This window comes from Deinococcus taeanensis (genome assembly GCF_020229735.1).
Taxonomy (GTDB): Bacteria; Deinococcota; Deinococci; order Deinococcales; family Deinococcaceae; genus Deinococcus; species Deinococcus taeanensis.
In genome coordinates this window covers 675,595-692,698 of sequence record NZ_CP083455.1, presented here as the reverse complement: position 1 = coordinate 692,698, position 17,104 = coordinate 675,595, and the positions used below count along the sequence as shown (strand labels likewise).

The following is a 17,104-nucleotide window of genomic DNA, read 5'->3' as shown; positions in this document are numbered from 1 at the left end:
AAGGTAGGGGCATGAAAGCAACCTTTTCCCTGACGGTCCTCCTGGGTGCTCTGGGCAGCGTGGCGATGGCCGCCCCCACGCTCAGCGCGCAGAGCATCATTGTGAACCCTGTCCCCACCGAACTGAGCGTAAAGGTCTGGACCGACCGGGACGCAAGTGGCACGCAGACGCCGAGTTACGTCCCGGGTGAGAAGATCCGGCTGTTCACCAGCGTGAACCAGGACGCGTACGTGTACCTGTTCAACGTGGACCCACAGGGGCAGGTGGATCTGATTCTGCCCAACCGCTTCCAGGGGGGCGAGAACTTCCTGAAGGCGAACACCGTCAAGGCCTTCCCGGCAGCTGGTGACGCGTTCACGTTCGATATCGCTGCGCCGTACGGCGTGAACAAGGTGCTGGCCCTGGCCAGCCGCACCCCCCTGAACCTGGATCAGATTGCGACCTTCAGGTCCGGGCAGAACTCGTTCGCTGCGGTGCGTGTGACCGGGCAGCAGGGGCTGGCGCAGGCGCTGAGTATTGTGGTGACTCCAGTCCCGCAGAACAGCTGGGTGACCGATACGGCGTACTACGCGGTGGCGGCCCGCAGCGCCGCGGTGCCGCTGACGGCGCCGGTCGCTCAGGCACCGGCTGCCCCGGCGCCGCGCACGGCGCAGGCGCTGTCGGTTCAGGTGAACCCAACAGGAGCGGCGCCCTGGGGCAGCGCGCGGGAGTGGTCGACGGTGGTGGACAACCAGCAGGACCTGCGGGCTCTGCATGACCGGTACGCAGCGTTCCTGAAGGCTGAGGGCTACGTGCAGTCGTCGGTGAGGAGCAAGCCCAGCGAGGTGAAGAGCGAGTACCGCCGGGCGAACGGAGGCAAGGCGGAACTCACGGTGAAGCGCAAGGGCAACCGCGTGGAGGTGAAGGTCGAGCGTCGCTGACGGCAGCGGGGTCTCGAAGGGCAGGGCGACGTGTCGCCCTGCCCTTTCGCATGGCTCACAGCAGGGTTTTGCAAGCGGACCAGCAGATCCGGGAAGGCAGGCCAGAGAGCGGTGAAGTAAGACCCGGGGCCCGCCCCTTGATTTCCGGCCAGCTCTGTCGATTATGATTGGCAGGCACCACAATTCATTGAACCGGTTCCACGCCGTGTGGAGCCTGCCCTGGAGGCTTGTCATGAAGCGTTCTGTCCTGTCCCGTGGTTTCGCGGGGGCCCTGTCCGCTGCTCTTCTTCTTTCCGCCTGCTCCCAAGCGCCGACGCCTGCCCAGTCTGGAACCGTTTCCATACCGGGGACAGTGCAGGCCCAGGCCATCAGTGGCACCAACATCGACACCTGGCGGCAGCAGGTGATCTACCTCGTGATGCCCGACCGGTTCTCGAACGGCACCACGGCCAACGACACCCTCGGCCAGGCCAACTGCCTGGACACCACCAACGCCACCAAGTTCCACGGCGGCGACCTCCAGGGCCTGCGCAACAAACTGCCCTACATCCGTGACCTGGGCGCCACCACCGTCTGGACCACGCCCGTGTACAGGCAGGTCGGTCTCGTGAACGGCAGCCAGTGCGGCTACCACGGCTACTGGCCCGACTACACCAACCCCGACGACACCGCGCTCGAACCCAAACTGGGCACCAGCACCGACCTCACCGGCCTGATCAACGACCTGCACGCGAACGGGCAGAAGTACGTCATGGACATGGTCGTGAACCACGCCGGGTACGGCGCGCGGATCGTCAGCCAGAACCCCTCGTGGTTCCACAGCAGCTGCACCGGCGACGACGTCCTCTGCCCCCTGGCCGGCCTCCCGGACTTCCGCCAGGAGGACAGTACGGTCGCCACGTACCTGACCAACCTGTCGAAAACCTGGACGAGCACCTACGCCATCGACGGCATCCGCATGGACACCGTCAAGCATGTCCCCACCACCTACTGGCAGAACTCGTGGGTGCCCGGCGTGCTCGCCGCGCGGCCCAACACCTTCCTGCTGGGCGAGGTCTTCGATTCCGGCGACCTGAACAAACTCAAGACCTACCTCGACGCCGGCTTCGACTCCACCTTCAACTTCCCGCTGCGCCAGGCGATGGTGGACTCGGTCGGCCGGGGCGGCAGCCTGGACACGCTGGCCACCCGCATGCAGTCCACGCTGGGGACCCTCGGACTCGACCGCACCCTGCTGCAGGTGAACCTGCTGGACAACCACGACGTGCAGCGCTTCGTGAACGAACCCGGTAGCGCCGTGACCGAGGCCGAGATCCGCACCCGCTATCACAACGCCCTGGGAATGCTGTTGACGCTCCCCGGCATCCCACAGCTGTACTACGGCAACGAACTCGGCATGTACGGCGGCAGCGACCCCGACAACCGGCGCGACATGCCCGGCTGGGCCTGGACCGACACCGGCCGCAACGCCACGCAGGCGAACTTCGTGGCGGGCGGCGGCACGCCGAAAATCACGTACGACCTGACCAAGAAACTCATCGGGATCCGCCGGGCAAACGAGGCCCTCTGGAAAGGCAACTACGCGGAGATGTGGCGGCCCAACGGCGGGCAGAACGTGTACGCCTTCTACCGGGGCAGCGGCACCAACCGCGTCATCGTGGTCGTGAACACCTCCGGCAGCGCCGCCAGCGTGAACCTCGACATTCAGGGGAATGCCGGGATCAGCACCACGGACAAGAGCGCCCTGACGAACGGCACGGTCTTCAACGACCTGCTCGCAGAGGGCGCGCCGTCCAGCGCGACTGTCACCGCAGGCAAACTGCCTGTCACGATCGGCGCCGGGAAGATGGGGATCTTCAAGGCGGGCGGCACCGGCAGCACCGCCACCAGCGTCAGCTTCCAGGTGACTGCCAGCACGTACTTCGGGCAGGACGTGTACCTCGTCGGGGACCGCGCGGAACTCGGCGCCTGGAACACCGCCAGCGCCCTGGCCATGACGCCCAGCGGGTGCTCAGGCAGCACCTGCACGTGGAAAACCACCGTGAGCCTGCCGCCCAGCGTGACCGCGCAGTTCAAGTTCATCAAGAAACCCGGCGACAGCGGTGCGAGCGTCACCTGGGAAGGCGGCAGCAACCGGACCCTCACGACCCCCGCGTCGGGCAGCCTGACGTACAACGGGGGCAACTGGCAGTAACTCACTTCCCGTGACAGAGGCGCGGACGGTGACTGTCCGCGCCTCCCCATGCTGCGCTGCGTCAGCGGGCCTGGAACTCCCAGACCTCCTCCCCGGCGCGCAGCGTCAGGACAGCGCCCTGTACCCCCAGCGCAGGACGCTGCTCAAGCAGACCCGCGAGGTTCACGCTGAGCCCCTCCGGGCACGCCATGCGGGTACTCACGACCGGTTCACTGAGAGTCACGCGGCCGCCCTGCAGCACGTACGCGGCGCCGACGCTGTTGCAGCCGTCACTGCCGCCCACCCGGCCCGCCTGGAAGGTGAGCGTCACCGGGCGCGGGGTCTGCGGTGCGGGCTGCCCGTTCAGGCGAGTCAGGGTGTACGTCCGGTCCGGGTCCGGCTGACCGGCCCCCGGTGTAATGACGGCCGGGGCGCGCGTCAGGGTCAGCTGCCCGGTCGCGCCGCGCAGCAGCAGGGTGTCGCCCTGCACGGTGGCGCTCAGCGGGCCGCGCAGCAGCGAGAGCAGCCGCGTTTCTGCCTCCCCAGCTGCCCCGGGGCAGACCCGCCGGGTGGCGGTCACCACCCCGAACTGCACCTGCGGGCCGTCCAGCACCGCGCCAGTGGCGCTCACGGTGTTGCATCCGGCCAGGCCACCGAGCGTGACCCGCGCCCCCTGCACGCTCAGGCGCAGCAGCGCCGTGGTGCGCTCCGGCCCGGCGGGGCCACGCAGGGAACGGGCCAGCCACGTGCCGTTGAGCAGTGCAGGTGAAGGAACGGGCTGCGGCATGGCGCCTCCGGCAGTGAAGGTCAGCTGCCCGGCGGCCCCCGACAGGGTCAGGGTGCCGCTCTTCAGGGCGTAGCGGGTGGTGGTGTTCAGGAGGTGCAGGTAATCCCCGCGCAGACTCAGCGCCGCGTCGGCGCAGCGCTCGCTGGTGCCGCCCTGCACGGCACGCAGCACCAGCGCCTGCCCATTGAGGGCCGCCTGGGCGTTCAGGGCGCTGCACCCGGTGGTGCCGGTCACGGTCAGGCGACTGCCGGTGCCGTCCAGGCGCAGCGTGGGCCGGGTCAGGCGCGCACCGGGCGTGATGGGCGCCTGGCCGGCCGGCTGAATGACCTGCAGGGTCCACGTGACCCCCACGGGCGACGCGGAGCTGGCCGGGGCAGCCAGAGCCGCAAAGGTCAGGGCGGACAGGAGGGCGCTCATGGTCTGGTTGTACTGCGTGAAGCTGACCGGCGGGTGACAGCGGAACGGGACAGGACGGCAGGCGGGCACGTAGAATGCCTCCAAACGCCCGTTAGGTGCCTGGCCGCGCCGCTGCTGCGGTCACGGCCGCTCGCAGGCGCAGGAGGAACGCATGGAAGACCGCCGAATTCGAGTGCTGATCGCCAAACCCGGCATGGACGGCCATGACCGGGGCGCGAAGGTCGTGGCGCGCGCCCTGCGCGACGCGGGCATGGAAGTGATCTACACCGGCCTGCGCCAGACGGCCGAAATGATCGTGAATGCCGCCGTGCAGGAGGACGTCGACGCCATTGGCCTGAGCGTGCTGTCCGGCGCGCACATGCACTACTTCCGGGAGGTGATGACCCTGCTGCGCGAACGCGGCGCGGAGGACATCATCGTGTTCGGAGGCGGCATCATTCCCGACCAGGACCTCCCGCAGCTGAAGGAACTGGGCGTGGGCCGGGTCTTCACGCCCGGCGCGAGCACCGAGGACGCCGCCACGTACCTGCGCAGCGCCGTTCAGGACCGCTGGCAGGCGCAGGGCGAGGCCTAACCCACCCGTGCCCACAGCCCTCTTCCCGCCCGGCCTGCAACCATGAGCGACGCGGCGCTGAACCCGGCCCGGCCGAACCTCACGCGGCTGCTGCCGCTGTACGCCGCTCAGGCCCTCGCCACGGGCGCCACCACGGTGAGCACGGTCCTGGCCAGCCTGATCATGAGCGGCCTGGGCAGCGAAGCCCTCTCCGGACTGCCCAGCACCCTGATTCAGCTGTCTGGGGCGCTGTCGGCCGGACTGTTCGGCGCGCTGATGCTGCGCCGCGGGCGCCGCACCGGCCTGACCACCGCGTTCCTGCTGGGAACCGCGGGCGCCGCGCTGGGGTTCCTGGGCGCCCGCGCGGCCCTGACCCCCGTGTTCCTGCTGGGCGCCATGATGATGGGCGCCGCGCAGGGCGGGTACCAGCAGGCCCGCTACGCCGCCGCCGAGAGTGTCCCCGACGGACGGCGCGGCGCGGCGCTGGGCGCGCTGATGCTGATGAGCGTGCTGGGGTCCTTCGTGATGACCGGCTTCTCCCGCCCGATTGAACTGCTGGGGACCGGCCTGGGCACCACGCCGGAAGTGGCGGGCTGGCTGGTGGGCGGCGCGCTGCTGGGCGCGGCCGCCCTGCTGATCCTGCTGTGGCGCCCCCTGCGCTCACCGGCGCAGGCGGCGGGAACGCGCCTGCCGCTGCAGGACGCCTTCGGCATTCCCGGCGTGCGTTCCACGGCCCTGGCTGTGGCGACCGCACAGGGCCTGATGGTGACCCTGATGAGCCTCACGCCGCTGCGCGCGCACCACATGGGCGTGGATCACGCGGGCGTGGCCGCACTGATCAGCGGGCACATCCTGGGCATGTTCGGGTTCGGCTGGCTGACCGGGCCGACCATTGACCGGCTGGGCGTGCGCTTCGGGTACGTGGGGGGTGCGCTGCTGCTATGTAGCGCGGCCCTCACTGCCCCCCTGAGCGGACAGGTGTGGCTGGCGGTCAGCATGTTCCTGCTGGGCCTGGGGTGGAATCTGGCGTTCGTGGCAGGCAGCAAGGCCCTGACACGCTTCCCCGCAGCGCAGGGCGTTACGGACGCCCTGGGCTACCTGAGTGCCGCGCTGGGGACCCTGCTGGGCGGCGTCCTGATCGCCCATTCGGGTTTCGCGGCGCTGGCCGGCACGTGCGCGCTGCTGTCCCTGCTGCCGCTGTTCAGTGCGTGGCGCGCAAGAACCACCTGAGCGCCTGCCGGGGCCAGGGCAGGAGGGGCGGCGTACCGCTCCTCTGCCCTGTTTCACCCGAGCCATCACACCGGGCAGATCACACCGGGCACAGTGGAGCTCACCCTCACACGGCAGGGCCGCTCAGGAGGTCGCGCCGCTCACGGAGGTTGCCACCACCCGGCGGGACGCTGCCCCACAGGCTGGCCATTCTGCATGCCGCTGCTCATCAGGAACCCCCCGCCGGACTGGGTCTTGGCTGCCGTGCCTGCCCTGGCCGGCGCAAACGATTCCGCCCATGGGTTTGGCAGCGGGCGCCTCAGCTCTGGCGGCACGAGCTTCTTCTGCCGCACCCGGGAGAAGGGTGTCTTCAGAACCCACAGGCGACCATCTCTCCCGTCCAGCCGGTGAGAGGGCAGGGGGACTGTGGTGCGCACGCAGGGTGCCGGCGCTGTCACCGCGGGTCTCATACCACGAAGGAATGCCCTAACGCAGCCGCCCTCAGCGGTATTTTTGACTCACGCTTGACCTTGAACAGGCTGAACGCCCCAGCGGAAAAGCGGGGGACTTCTTTTCTGTCGTCTCGCTGGGAACCCAAGGCCACTGCGCAACAAAAAAGGCCGCAACCAGCGGTCGCGGCACTCTTTTCTCTTCTGGCGGAACGGGAGAGATTCGAACTCTCGAATAGGTTGCCCCATTACACGCTTTCCAGTTGTCCGAGGGAACATTCCTCGTTCAGGACAGCGTTTTTATCCGGCCAGCAGAAAAAAATCGGCACACTTCCGCTGAGCCTCAGTCTACAATTTTTTCCGTTCCATATTACCCATATCACCTTATACGGCCTCTGAGTGTCATGTCACTGTCTGTTGTTTTAGGATTGACTTCTATCGTCCCAACTTCACCCTATAAAACCCCGCCGCCTCCCAACCCGGAGGCTGAGAGGCAGGTCCTCGACCGTCACCTGCCATCACTTGGCGGCAGGCCGGGGAGTTGCTGGTACACTTTCTTGGAAACCCAATGGAAGTGCTTATCGATTATACATATGGATGTGGATTATGACAACTTTGGTTGCCTGGGCTGCGGCCGATAAAGCGGGACATACCGCCATTTATTTGGCCAGTGATAGTAAATTTACATGGCCGAACTTAAAGAAGTGGAATTATGGAAGAAAGCTGTACGTCACTAAAAAGGCTGCAATTTTATTTGGCTATACTGGCGACGTACTTTTCCCATCTATATTTTTAGGACAGCTTGTTGAAAGTCTTGAGAGCTTGAACGATCACCCGAAATCTGCGCAAGAACTAGCAGACGCGGTAGTCCCCATACTAGCGACATCCCTAGCCGCTTATCCTTCTGAGCCGGGAGTAGTCAGTCCAGGTTTCCAAATCCTGGCCGTAATGTCCATAAAAGAAGGGGTGTATTTTAGGTTTCAGTGTCTCATTTTTGAGAAAATGGCGGGACCCAGAACAGAGTTACTTTATCGCATATTGAGTATTCCAGATCGGGGGGTGTTTTTTGTCGGAGGTAGTGGAAAAAGTAGCTATGAGAAAAGATTATATTCCGCAAGCAGAGAGGCTGGGGGTTTTTTCTATAATGATGATGGGATAGCGACAGCAAACAGCAAAGCGTCATTCTGGGCGCTTGCCGACGTAGTGAACAACAATGATGACGTCTACACTGGTGGACCCTTGCAGATGGTTGGTGCATTTAGAAACGGCCTGATGCAGAGTTTTGGGCATATGCGCAGAGGATCGCACTATCATTTGGGTTTACAACTTCCGAAGGAAGTAGCGGTCAACTTAAATGTGACCTGGCATAATGATCGTATGGAAGTCATGGATCCTGCTACTGGGGAACTGAAGATAGGTGCACAAAAACAACCAAGAAAGTGATTGCGGGGTTCTTCTGATATTGTCAACGCCCCTCAAACTGCTTTAAAGAGATGCGACGCTTGAAGTTAAATTATAATTGTCGCTGATAATATCGCAATCTGTATCTGAAAAGTCCTCATCATCTGTTATCAATGCAAGTCCCATATCCATGCAAATCTTCGCATAGACCATATCATTAAAATCTAATGCCTCACTTACAAATTCAACATATTTATCTAGATCTGAATATTCTATCAGTATCAAATTTGGTGTTTTCGTTACAGATATAAGATAAGCAAACATATTTTGAATGTTTTTTCTATAGTCCTCTGTTTTCTTGTATGCTTTAATCTGCATATTCTTCTTGTGCATCTTGAGAAAGTATTTTACAACAACGTTGAAAAACTCAGATAACACAAGCTGATTTATATATATTTTGCAATTCGAAGCGATCAACTTACCAAGCAACTCCGAATAGATCGCGCTTTTATTATTTGCGGGATCAGCTTGCGGGCCGTTCGTGTACAGCCATACGCTGGTATCTATGAAAACTTTTTCAGGAACGTTGATTAATGAGGTGGCACTTTCTCGCTTAAAGCTCGCCATTCATAGCCTCATTTAAGCTATTGTTTACTTCTGCTTGATTTTCGTAATATTCCTTTGCATTTCTAAGAACTTCTCTGACCATTGCTCTCTGATCAACAGTAATATCAATTACTTTTAAGTTTTCATTTAGATATCTACTGTCATAATATTTGTACAACATTCCAATGGCTGGATTCAAAAACGCAGAGATAATGAATCTTACATCTCGGAACGAAAGGACTACATTGCTGCCCCGCTGAAAAGCTGAATATATTCTTTTGAAAACTCGTTCGCCATCCGCTTGAGTAACACAAATGTCTGTATCGACAACATCAACAATTCTGATTGTTTCGGTTTCTCTAGAAGAGTTCGTCATTTTCACCTTCTTCAATTCTCTCCGAAATGTATGTAGATTGGGAGTCTGTATTTATCTCAAGAGATATGTATGTTCCGTTGAAACGCTGGGTGGTTTTCATATAAGATTGATTTTTCCCTTCAGAAACGATTGCGTCTCCAGAAATGATGTGCAACAGGCCGTTATTACTTACGGCAAAATTTTTCAAAAAATACAACCCCATCCCACCAGGTCTTTTGGGACGCGTGGAATTTCCTCTCTCTACAGCCCAAGATATAGCCTCGGCGTCTGTCATTGCTCTTCCAGTAAATCCCGTGACATTTGCAGGTATGCCGACGCCTAAATCACACAAAGAAAATTTGAGCTTATTTGCATTTGGATAATACTGACCGCAAACAAATACACCTGAGGCGCTCCTTCCATGATAGATAGCATTATTGAAAAGCTCTAGAGTTGTAAAAAGTATCGCGTTCCTTGCGTTATCATTGAAGCGTAAATTACCTCTATTCTTAGCAAGTTTCGCCATATACAAAGGAAATGATTTTTCGTCTGTCGAAATATACCTACGGTACGGAATCACTGTTCCCCATGTGTCTTTTGTGCGAATCTCATCCTCAAAAGCAGACAGAAACCCGTTCTTTCTTAAAATTCCTTCTACGGCCGGAGGGATATTCGACAGTTGTACGGAAAATCCTCTACTTCGATGGGCATATAACAAAGCTCCAAGGGGAGCGAGCATGTGAGCATCTACCCAAACAGTTCCAGAAAAATCGATTTCTAAATCTGCAAGCGTGGAGCCAGGACCCAGCATATTTGACAACTGAGAGATGTACTCAAAGCCCTCCGGATCCGACCGGAGCTGAGGAAGAAAAACTTTATATTTTCCACGGTTGGGTCTAAACAAAAATATTCTCCACCTAAGATCCAAACTCACGCTGTGTAATGCAGGACTCTACGAGTCTACTGCAGAGTATCCTCACTTCTGCTCCTTCTGAAACAGCATGTAATAATAGGGTCAGACAGCAGCCAGCACTTTCCAGACAAAATGCTCTCTGGAGCGAACGATTTCATATTCTTGTAGTCCTCGACGACCATCCATTCCCTTCAATCGGAATATCAATTACCTGTCGCTTGCTGCTCTGGATACACCGTCCTCCTGAAAATCCGGAACATGGCCCGGGGGGACGCGTGGCCGCAGTCTACCGAGAAAGCGTGTCGATCCTCCTTCCTCTTGGGTCATGCTACCTGAGGGCATGCAGCTTCCAGCTGGTGCCAGGCCTCTCGGTACTGATCCCACATGCCCACGTCACAGAGATCAATCCGGATGTACTCACCCGCCTCCTGGGGCGTCAGGATAAACACGCTCGGCACCTCACCGCTCTTCGGTTTACAGACCAGGGCCACGAAGTCACAGTCAAGCTCGTAGTTCTTGACTTGGGTGGGACTGGCGACTCTCCCCTTTCGTGTCATGGAAAGGAAAAACTTGAAGATCCCTGGAGCGGACGTGTCGTGCACGGTCTTCACCTCAACACGCCACCCGTTTACCAGCACATCAAAGGGGTGATTCTGATGAAGGGCCGACATGTGTGTAACGTCCAGCCCTAAAGTCTGGCACTGCTCCACCACAAACTGCTCGCCCGCCAGCGCGGTCTGGATGTTGTGGGCATTGACGGGCAGGCCCAAGGCCTTGCGGTACTTGGCAACGGTCTTGGAACTCACAGCCAGTGCAAAAGCGATTTCCCCATCTGTGAGGCCCTGCCGATTCAAGGCCCTGATGTGCTCCTCCTGTTTGGGCAGGAGGCGGTTGGAAGCCACGCGACGGCCCGTGGGTAGGGTTGTCATCGCCGCACCCCAGACGTAGTCTGTTCGGCCAGCTGCGCGTTCACACGGTGCAGCTCCAGGTCCAGTTCGTGGGTCCAGGCACATGAGCGCGCACCTGTTGCGGCAGGCAGACGACCCACCCAGCGGCGGATGAAACGATCACGCTGCTGCCACAGCGGACGGCGACGTTGAAACAGACGGTCAAATTCAGACATGAGCATGAAACCTCCAAATGAAAGCCCCAGCCAGACGACCGGGGCAGTGAGAAGCGAAAAGACTTACGAGCTGAGCGCGGCGAGCTGACGCTCCATTTCCTGCAGCTCCTTCGAGACAGCCAGGAAGGAGGCCAAACGCTTGGCCGGAAGGACAGGGGCGTGACTGAGCAGGAGCAGGCGCCAGAGCCGCTCCTGTCGGTCAAGCAACCGTGCCCGGCGCCGTTCCAGCTGCATGCGTTGACGTTGGTTGTTGATCATGACAAAGGAAACGCGCCCAGCCGGACGCGATTGGGATAGGAGGCGGAGAAGGGAAGATACCATTTCTGGGGCAAAATGACCCGGTTCACACACACCCCTGTGCTGTTTCTGCACGCGTTGTGCCAGCTCGCCGCACATGGCGACTTCTGCTCAGCTTGCGCACCGGTGAGCCGGACGGCCCAAACAACCGGTCCACGGCTGCCTGGAACGCGGTCTCACTGGGGGCGTATCCGGCTACCTGAACCTTCGCGCGCCCCACCATTCGCCGGACAGGACGCTGCTTGAAGACCCCCAGAGGCTGTAACACGCTCAAAGGCTCGTCTCGCTTACTTCCCCGATATGGCGGCACTGTTGAATACCGGTACAGCTCGCCATGCGTCACCCAGTGGCTCAGTTCCGGGCCAAGGCGCTGACCAACCAGGGCATCCCGCAGGTACCCCTTCAAGGTGTCCAGGGGCATGGCCAGATCGTCACATTCCAGCAATCCCAATGCGTACAGCGCATGCAGAGGGATTCCGTCGAGCACTGCCAGAAGCTCCGCGCCCACCGTGGACAGCGCGTCACGCAGCCGAGGATTGGAACTCTTGCGAACAAACCGGCGACTGGGACTGTAGGGCCTGACGCGGGCCAGGTCTGGCGGAAGACTAGGCTCAAAGGCTGTGATGATGCGGGCGCCGGGGTTCTGAGCCTGACGAACCCGTTCCAGCATCTGCAACAACTCCGCCTGCTCCAAATACTCATGGGCCCACTTACGCTGCTCCGCCGACTCTGGGAACAGTGCCGCCGTCGTGTGTTCCCGGTGCGCACGCGGCAGTTTTGGTTCAACAAGAGCAAAGGCGTGATCACCGCAGCAAGCATTGATGCCCCGCCCAGCGTGGAAATACATCGACCGGATTTGGGCCTGCTGCGGCAAGTTCCCGGCCAGCTGAAGAGCGCGTTTCAGGTAGCCCTCCCAGGCAGAACCCGGCTGGGCCATAGCCTTGTTGGTCAAGACCACCACACCCCGTAACGGATCCCGAACCAACAGGTCGACCACCTCCTCAGCGATCTGCAGGTGCTTCTCGTCCATGCCTTTTTCCAGGTTCAGGGCATCGAGCTTCAGGTGGTCCAGCCACTCGATGTCCAGTGTGTGGGGTGTGCCGGCGGTAAAAAGGTGCACGGGATGGTCCGCAAAGAGTGCCGTGTAGAAGTCCTGCTCCCCGTACGCGTCCAGGGCCAGAGTGGGCGGCAGGCCAGGAAGGGGGAGCCGCACGTCAAATCGGACCTCCGGTGACTGAGACCGGAGACCGGTCTTCCAGTGGACACCGAAGCGCTGACTGTTGTCCTCAGGGTGGCTCAGGTCATGCCGTAACGCGTCAGTGACCACAGGAGCCCAAGGAATGCGCAGGGCCGACAGGGCCATTGTGAAGTCCGTCCAGTCTGCATCCATCCAAGTCATACCAAGTTGACGGAGAAAGTCGGTGCCCGTCCAGCTGCGAGTCCACGTGGTTTCCGTGACGTCGAGCCACGACAACAGGTCAGGGTGGAAACGGCTGTCAGCCTGCCGCAGCAGGACAACAAGTCGGGCACAGATCCGGGACTGCGCTGCGTGCCGCTCCAGGTTCTTCTGATTCAGGGGCCTGGCCATGAATTGTCCTGACGCCTTGTGCTCGCTGGAGCTGAACAGCAGTGCGCCATGCGGCGTTTCGTCAATGACGAGCAGATCCGGTTTCTGGAGTGAAGTGAACACGTTGGACGGATCCGGACCGAACAACAGTGGCAGGTGCGCGAAACTGATGATCTTGACGGCCGGCTCGTCCGGCCACACCATCTGAGCCGCGTAATCGCGCTGGCGACCCCTGCCGGTGAATGCGTCCTGGCCATGAACGAGGTCAGCCCGAACACTATGAGCCTGAAAGGCTTTAAGGCACTCGGCGCCCAGCGAAGCCGGATCCCGGGTGGCCTGCACGGCCCAGAGGACACGCTGAAGCTGCCCAGCGCCCATCAGCGTCCGAATGACCTCACGGGTAACGTGGCTCTTCCCAGCGCCGGGTGGCGCCTTGAAGACGGTGACGCCACCATGCTGCAATGGATGGCCGACAGCTGCCGCAACGTCAGCAGGATTGAGGTAATGAGTGATGTGAGTCACGTTCTACTTCCCTCTCACTACGAAGGGGATGTAACCGCAGTGGTGTGTTAGTCCGTGAACATCGAATAGGTAAATCAAAAGAACCTCCGAGGGGTAGGGGGTGAGACAGGGACATGCGCTTCGCGTTCTCCCCTGCTGGCCGGTAAACAGTCAACGCAGAGCGTCCCTTGATCCCATCACCCTGGGTGCGGCCAGAGGCCGCCCAACACAGCTGAAAGCCTGTGTTGGACAAGGGTTGAAGAAGAATGTGTCGAACTGGCTTCTGACCGGCCAGCGAAAAATAGGAGAGGTACTTTCAGTCTAAAGACGTACCCCCGCCAGGGTGCAAAATCGCCCGCATGCCCAGAAGCCGGTGATCAGGGAGGTAGATGACGCCCCCTCCCCCTATGGGGCCGGTAGGCCCAAGGGAAGCGGAGTCGGTCATGACTTACAACCAGAACAGGCCAGGAGACGCTGACCTGAATGTCACCCTGCGATTCCTGATGGCTGGTCTGCCCCTCAACCTCAAGGGCCGGTAGGCCCGCTGGCGAGTTTGAGTTGCTCTGATGACAGCGAGTCTCCACTGCAGCCAATCGCTGCTCCAATGACACCAACTCGTCACATATGAAACTTCGGTGCGGCCAGAACGCTGCGGTGAGTCAGAGAAGAGACCCGCCCTTGGGGGACGGGTCTTATTTCTCTGAACTCTTGTCTTCATTGTACGGCACACTCCCTCAACGGGGTGCAAAAAGTTCAGACCAACAAATACCAACGCATCAATCTGCGGCGACGATCTCCTCCCCAAGGTCCGCCGCCACCTGACGGAACTCGTCCAGCGCGGCTTCCAGGCTCTCCACGATCTCGGCTGCCAGGATGCCCGGCGCGGGCAGGTCGCTGCCTTCCTCCAGGCTGTCGTCCTTCAGCCAGAACACGTCGAGGTTGACCTTGTCACGGTCCAGTAGCTCGTCGATGGTGTACTTCCGGAACCGTTCAGTCTCCTGCCGCTGGCTGCGGTCATCTGCCTGGTAGACCTGGATGAAGTCCGCCAGGTCCGCCTCCTGCATGGGCCGGGTCTTCAAGGTGAAGTGCTTGTTCGTCCGAAGGTCGTAGAACCACACAGCCTTGGTGCGGTTGGTCTCCCCACTGGCGTAGCGGTCAAAGAAGAGCACGTTTGCTTTCACGCCCTGTGCGTAAAAGATCCCGGTGGGCAGACGCAGGATGGTGTGCAGGTCCCCGTCCCGAAGCAGACGGCGGCGTACGGTCTCACCGGCACCCGCCTCGAACAGCACATTGTCCGGCACAACCACTGCGGCGCGGCCGCCCACCTTCAACATGGAGATGATGTGCTGCAGGAAGTTCAGCTGTTTGTTGCTGGTGGACGCCGTGAAGTCATCCCGGCTGTAGGTCTGCTGCTGGCGAACGGCTTTGCCTTCCTCGTCCAGTTCCACCAGTGAGCCCTTCACACCGAAGGGTGGGTTGGCGAGCACGATGTCGAACCGCCGGCTGGGCGCTTTGGCGAGGCTGTCTTCCCGGTGCACGGGCGTGGTCTGTCCACCAATGCCATGCAGGAACATGTTCATGGCCGCCAGACGCACCACGCTGTCCACAATGTCCGCGCCGTAGAAGGTGCGTTCCCGCAGGTCTTCGCGCTCATCCGGATCCAGGGAGAAGGTCTGCGTGAGGTAGTCGCGCGCAGCCAGCAGGAAGCCGCCCGTTCCACACGCGGGGTCGGCAATAGTCTCGCCTGGTTTGGGCTTGGTGACTCTCACCATCGCGTCGATCAACGGGCGCGGCGTGAAGTACTGACCGGCCCCGCCTTTGACGTCTTCGGCATTCTTCTGCAGGAGGCCTTCGTAGATCTCGCCTTTCACGTCAAACGGCAGGCCGGACCACTGCTGCTGGTCGATCAGGCTCACCACACGTTTGAGGCTGGCCGGGTCGTTGATCTTGTTTTGCGCTTTGCGGAAGATGACGCCGAGCAGGCCGGATTCTTTCGCCAGTTCTTCCAGGGTACGCCGGTACTGGGTTTCCAGATCGGTCCCGGTCAGGGGTTGCAGCTTGTCCCAGTTGTACTCCTCTGGGACTTGTGGCGCGTCCGGGTCACCCTCCATCTCGCTGGCCATCTTCAGGAAGAGCAGGAAGGTGATCTGCTCCAGGTAATCTCCGTAGCCTACGCCGTCATTGCGCAGGACATGGGCGAGGTTCCAGACGCGCGATACGAGCTGCGCGGGGTTGACGGTGGTCATTGTTCCTCCAGAAGGGTGGGTTGGGGCATTGTTTTGCGGGGGCGGCCTCGCTTGCCTGCTCCGTCACGGATGGCTTTCGCGCTAGTCTTCAACTTCTCTACTTGAATCCGCTCCAAGAGCACGCTGGCCGGTTCATCGTTCGGGTCCTGGGGCACCAGTTCCCCTGCAAAAGCACGGTACAGGATGCTCTGACGTGTACTCTCGGCTCGCTTCAATTCGGCTGTTACGGTCTCTTCCATGTTGTCCAGGACGGACAGTCGCCGTTCCACCTCAGAAACGATGTAGGCCTGCTCGGCAAGAGGAGGAAGTGGAATGGCGAGCTCACGCACATGCGCCAAACCAAGATCTGGTTGTGCTGTCGCACGTGTATGTTTTTTCATTTGCCTTTGACAGTGATGACTTTCTAGTGCCAGTTTGACATAGCGTGTTACCGGATTAAAAAATAGCTTGATTATTGCGACACTATATGAGGCCTGGAAAGGCTCCGAAGTTTTTACAAGTCTTACTTTTCCAATAGTTCCGTAACGGGAAAGCAACAAGTCGCCAAACTCAGGAAATATTTTCTTTTTTAGGGATTCGTAGTCGGCAGGAGATATCAGCTTGGCGTCCTTGAAGTTAATAGAGTCATTGCCAGTAAAATCTCTGGTTGAAATGTAAGGAACTCCACCAGTCTCGGCCTTTGGCATTTTGTGGTCCACGTCACCTATTTGGAGAGCAAGGGCTGAAAGCGAGGCCGTCGTCCAGGTCGCAGCGAAGATTTGGCTTTCTGCTGGGTCCGGTGCCTCAGGCTCCTTGTACTTGCCTTTTTTACCGCTTTGGAGCCACTTTTCACGGCGCTCAGCCAGGACGCGTGAGAGCAACTCAGAACCCGTCTCTCTAGGTGAATTCTGTATTCGCCACTCCTGTGACAGTTCCCCAGTCACGGCAGCGTGCAGCAGGCTCTGGCGGTAGCGCTTCAGGAGGGTCTGCGTGCGCTTCAGCTCGGCCACCCCTGCGTCCAGCTTGCTGAACAGCTCCTCAATCTTGGCGACGATGCGCTGCTGCTCAGCGAGAGGGGGAAGTGCTAGAGGGTATTCTGTCAGGAATTGTGGTGGCACGCGCTTCTGGCCTGCCGCGCCGCGCATGTTATGTTCTGCCTCGCCGCGAAACTGCTTGCTGGTGACAAGGTAGAAGGCGTATTTCGGCTCCAAGGCGCTGGTACTCGTAATGACATGGAACTCGGTAGAGCCGTAACCAATACTGTTGATCAATCCATCCACAAGGGCTGACTTTCCATTCTCCATGCATGGCGTAATCTTGGCGAAGATGAGGTCGCCATTCTTGAACGGTGTGTATCCCTTCTTGACCTGACCGTAAGACCGCACCTGTGAGCCGTCGTACCGCCCGCAAACCTCCTGCACGGCGGCCATAGGGATGAACGTCACCGAAGTGTCGTTCTCCAGTTCAGAGGTATCTGGCCGGGCATTCACATGAGCAACGTCCCCCAATGTCGTTTGCGCCCAACCGGGCGGCAGGGAAGGCTGCTCGGACGGGGTGACGGCAGGTTCAGCCAGAGTAGTCATCACGGCATTCTCTCAAAGTGGTCAT

General features: G+C 60.0%; 14 protein-coding genes. 5 read left to right on the top strand and 9 right to left on the bottom strand.

Annotation, left to right across the window (positions count from 1 at the left end; genetic code table 11):
* The first annotated feature begins 11 nt into the window (after window positions 1-11).
* Together LAJ19_RS03325 and LAJ19_RS03320 are read left to right on the top strand one after the other, a co-directional pair.
* Window positions 12-920 carry a DUF4384 domain-containing protein gene (locus LAJ19_RS03325; RefSeq protein ID WP_225476895.1) on the top strand — a complete coding sequence of 303 codons (909 nt, stop codon included), beginning with the start codon at window positions 12-14 and terminating at the stop codon, window positions 918-920.
* Between the two features lie 352 nt (window positions 921-1,272).
* Window positions 1,273-3,114 (top strand): alpha-amylase family glycosyl hydrolase, encoded by a 1,842-nt coding sequence (locus LAJ19_RS03320; protein ID WP_225476894.1) that lies wholly within the window; start codon window positions 1,273-1,275, stop codon window positions 3,112-3,114.
* A 61-nt stretch (window positions 3,115-3,175) separates the two neighbouring features.
* On the opposite strand, the gene LAJ19_RS03315 is transcribed toward LAJ19_RS03320, so the two are convergent.
* Entirely contained in the window at window positions 3,176-4,297 is a 1,122-nt protein-coding gene (locus LAJ19_RS03315) for an META domain-containing protein (protein WP_225476893.1), read from the bottom strand.
* A 151-nt stretch (window positions 4,298-4,448) separates the two neighbouring features.
* Here LAJ19_RS03315 and LAJ19_RS03310 point away from each other — a divergent pair, with 151 nt between their 5' ends.
* The 3 genes from LAJ19_RS03310 (at window position 4,449) to LAJ19_RS03300 (ending at window position 7,951) form a co-directional block, all read left to right on the top strand.
* On the top strand, window positions 4,449-4,871 hold the full coding sequence (locus tag LAJ19_RS03310) for a cobalamin B12-binding domain-containing protein (protein WP_225476892.1): 423 nt from the start codon (window positions 4,449-4,451) through the stop codon (window positions 4,869-4,871).
* Window positions 4,872-4,913: 42 nt separating this feature from the next.
* Window positions 4,914-6,080 carry an MFS transporter gene (locus LAJ19_RS03305; RefSeq protein WP_225476891.1) on the top strand — a complete coding sequence of 389 codons (1,167 nt, stop codon included), beginning with the start codon at window positions 4,914-4,916 and terminating at the stop codon, window positions 6,078-6,080.
* A gap of 1,034 nt (window positions 6,081-7,114) precedes the next feature.
* Window positions 7,115-7,951 (top strand): hypothetical protein, encoded by an 837-nt coding sequence (locus LAJ19_RS03300; protein ID WP_225476890.1) that lies wholly within the window; start codon window positions 7,115-7,117, stop codon window positions 7,949-7,951.
* A gap of 42 nt (window positions 7,952-7,993) precedes the next feature.
* Here the strand turns inward: LAJ19_RS03300 and LAJ19_RS03295 are convergent, their stop codons facing one another.
* The 8 genes from LAJ19_RS03295 to LAJ19_RS03260 all read right to left on the bottom strand — a co-directional run bounded on the left by LAJ19_RS03295 (window position 7,994) and on the right by LAJ19_RS03260 (window position 17,079).
* A complete protein-coding gene (locus LAJ19_RS03295; protein ID WP_225476889.1) occupies window positions 7,994-8,536 on the bottom strand; it encodes a type II toxin-antitoxin system VapC family toxin in 543 nt (180 codons plus the stop codon).
* On the bottom strand, window positions 8,523-8,891 hold the full coding sequence (locus LAJ19_RS03290; protein WP_225476888.1) for an STAS-like domain-containing protein: 369 nt from the start codon (window positions 8,889-8,891) through the stop codon (window positions 8,523-8,525). Before LAJ19_RS03290 ends, LAJ19_RS03295 begins: the two co-directional genes overlap by 14 nt.
* Window positions 8,875-9,804 (bottom strand): ATP-binding protein, encoded by a 930-nt coding sequence (locus tag LAJ19_RS03285; protein ID WP_225476887.1) that lies wholly within the window; start codon window positions 9,802-9,804, stop codon window positions 8,875-8,877. The genes LAJ19_RS03290 and LAJ19_RS03285 overlap by 17 nt, the downstream gene beginning before the upstream one ends.
* Before the next feature lie 302 nt (window positions 9,805-10,106).
* Window positions 10,107-10,712, bottom strand: coding sequence for a helix-turn-helix domain-containing protein (locus LAJ19_RS03280; RefSeq protein WP_225476886.1), 606 nt, complete (start codon window positions 10,710-10,712; stop codon window positions 10,107-10,109).
* Window positions 10,713-10,969: 257 nt separating this feature from the next.
* Window positions 10,970-11,164, bottom strand: a complete 195-nt coding sequence (locus LAJ19_RS03275) for a hypothetical protein (protein WP_225476885.1) — start codon at window positions 11,162-11,164, stop codon at window positions 10,970-10,972.
* An 85-nt stretch (window positions 11,165-11,249) separates the two neighbouring features.
* Complete coding sequence (locus LAJ19_RS03270) at window positions 11,250-13,292, bottom strand: hypothetical protein (protein ID WP_225476884.1); 2,043 nt, start codon at window positions 13,290-13,292, stop codon at window positions 11,250-11,252.
* A gap of 755 nt (window positions 13,293-14,047) precedes the next feature.
* Window positions 14,048-15,517: a type I restriction-modification system subunit M gene (locus LAJ19_RS03265; protein ID WP_225476883.1), complete on the bottom strand. Its 1,470-nt coding sequence runs from the start codon at window positions 15,515-15,517 to the stop codon at window positions 14,048-14,050.
* Window positions 15,514-17,079 (bottom strand): restriction endonuclease subunit S, encoded by a 1,566-nt coding sequence (locus tag LAJ19_RS03260; RefSeq protein WP_225476882.1) that lies wholly within the window; start codon window positions 17,077-17,079, stop codon window positions 15,514-15,516. Before LAJ19_RS03260 ends, LAJ19_RS03265 begins: the two co-directional genes overlap by 4 nt.
* Between the last annotated feature and the right edge of the window lie 25 nt (window positions 17,080-17,104).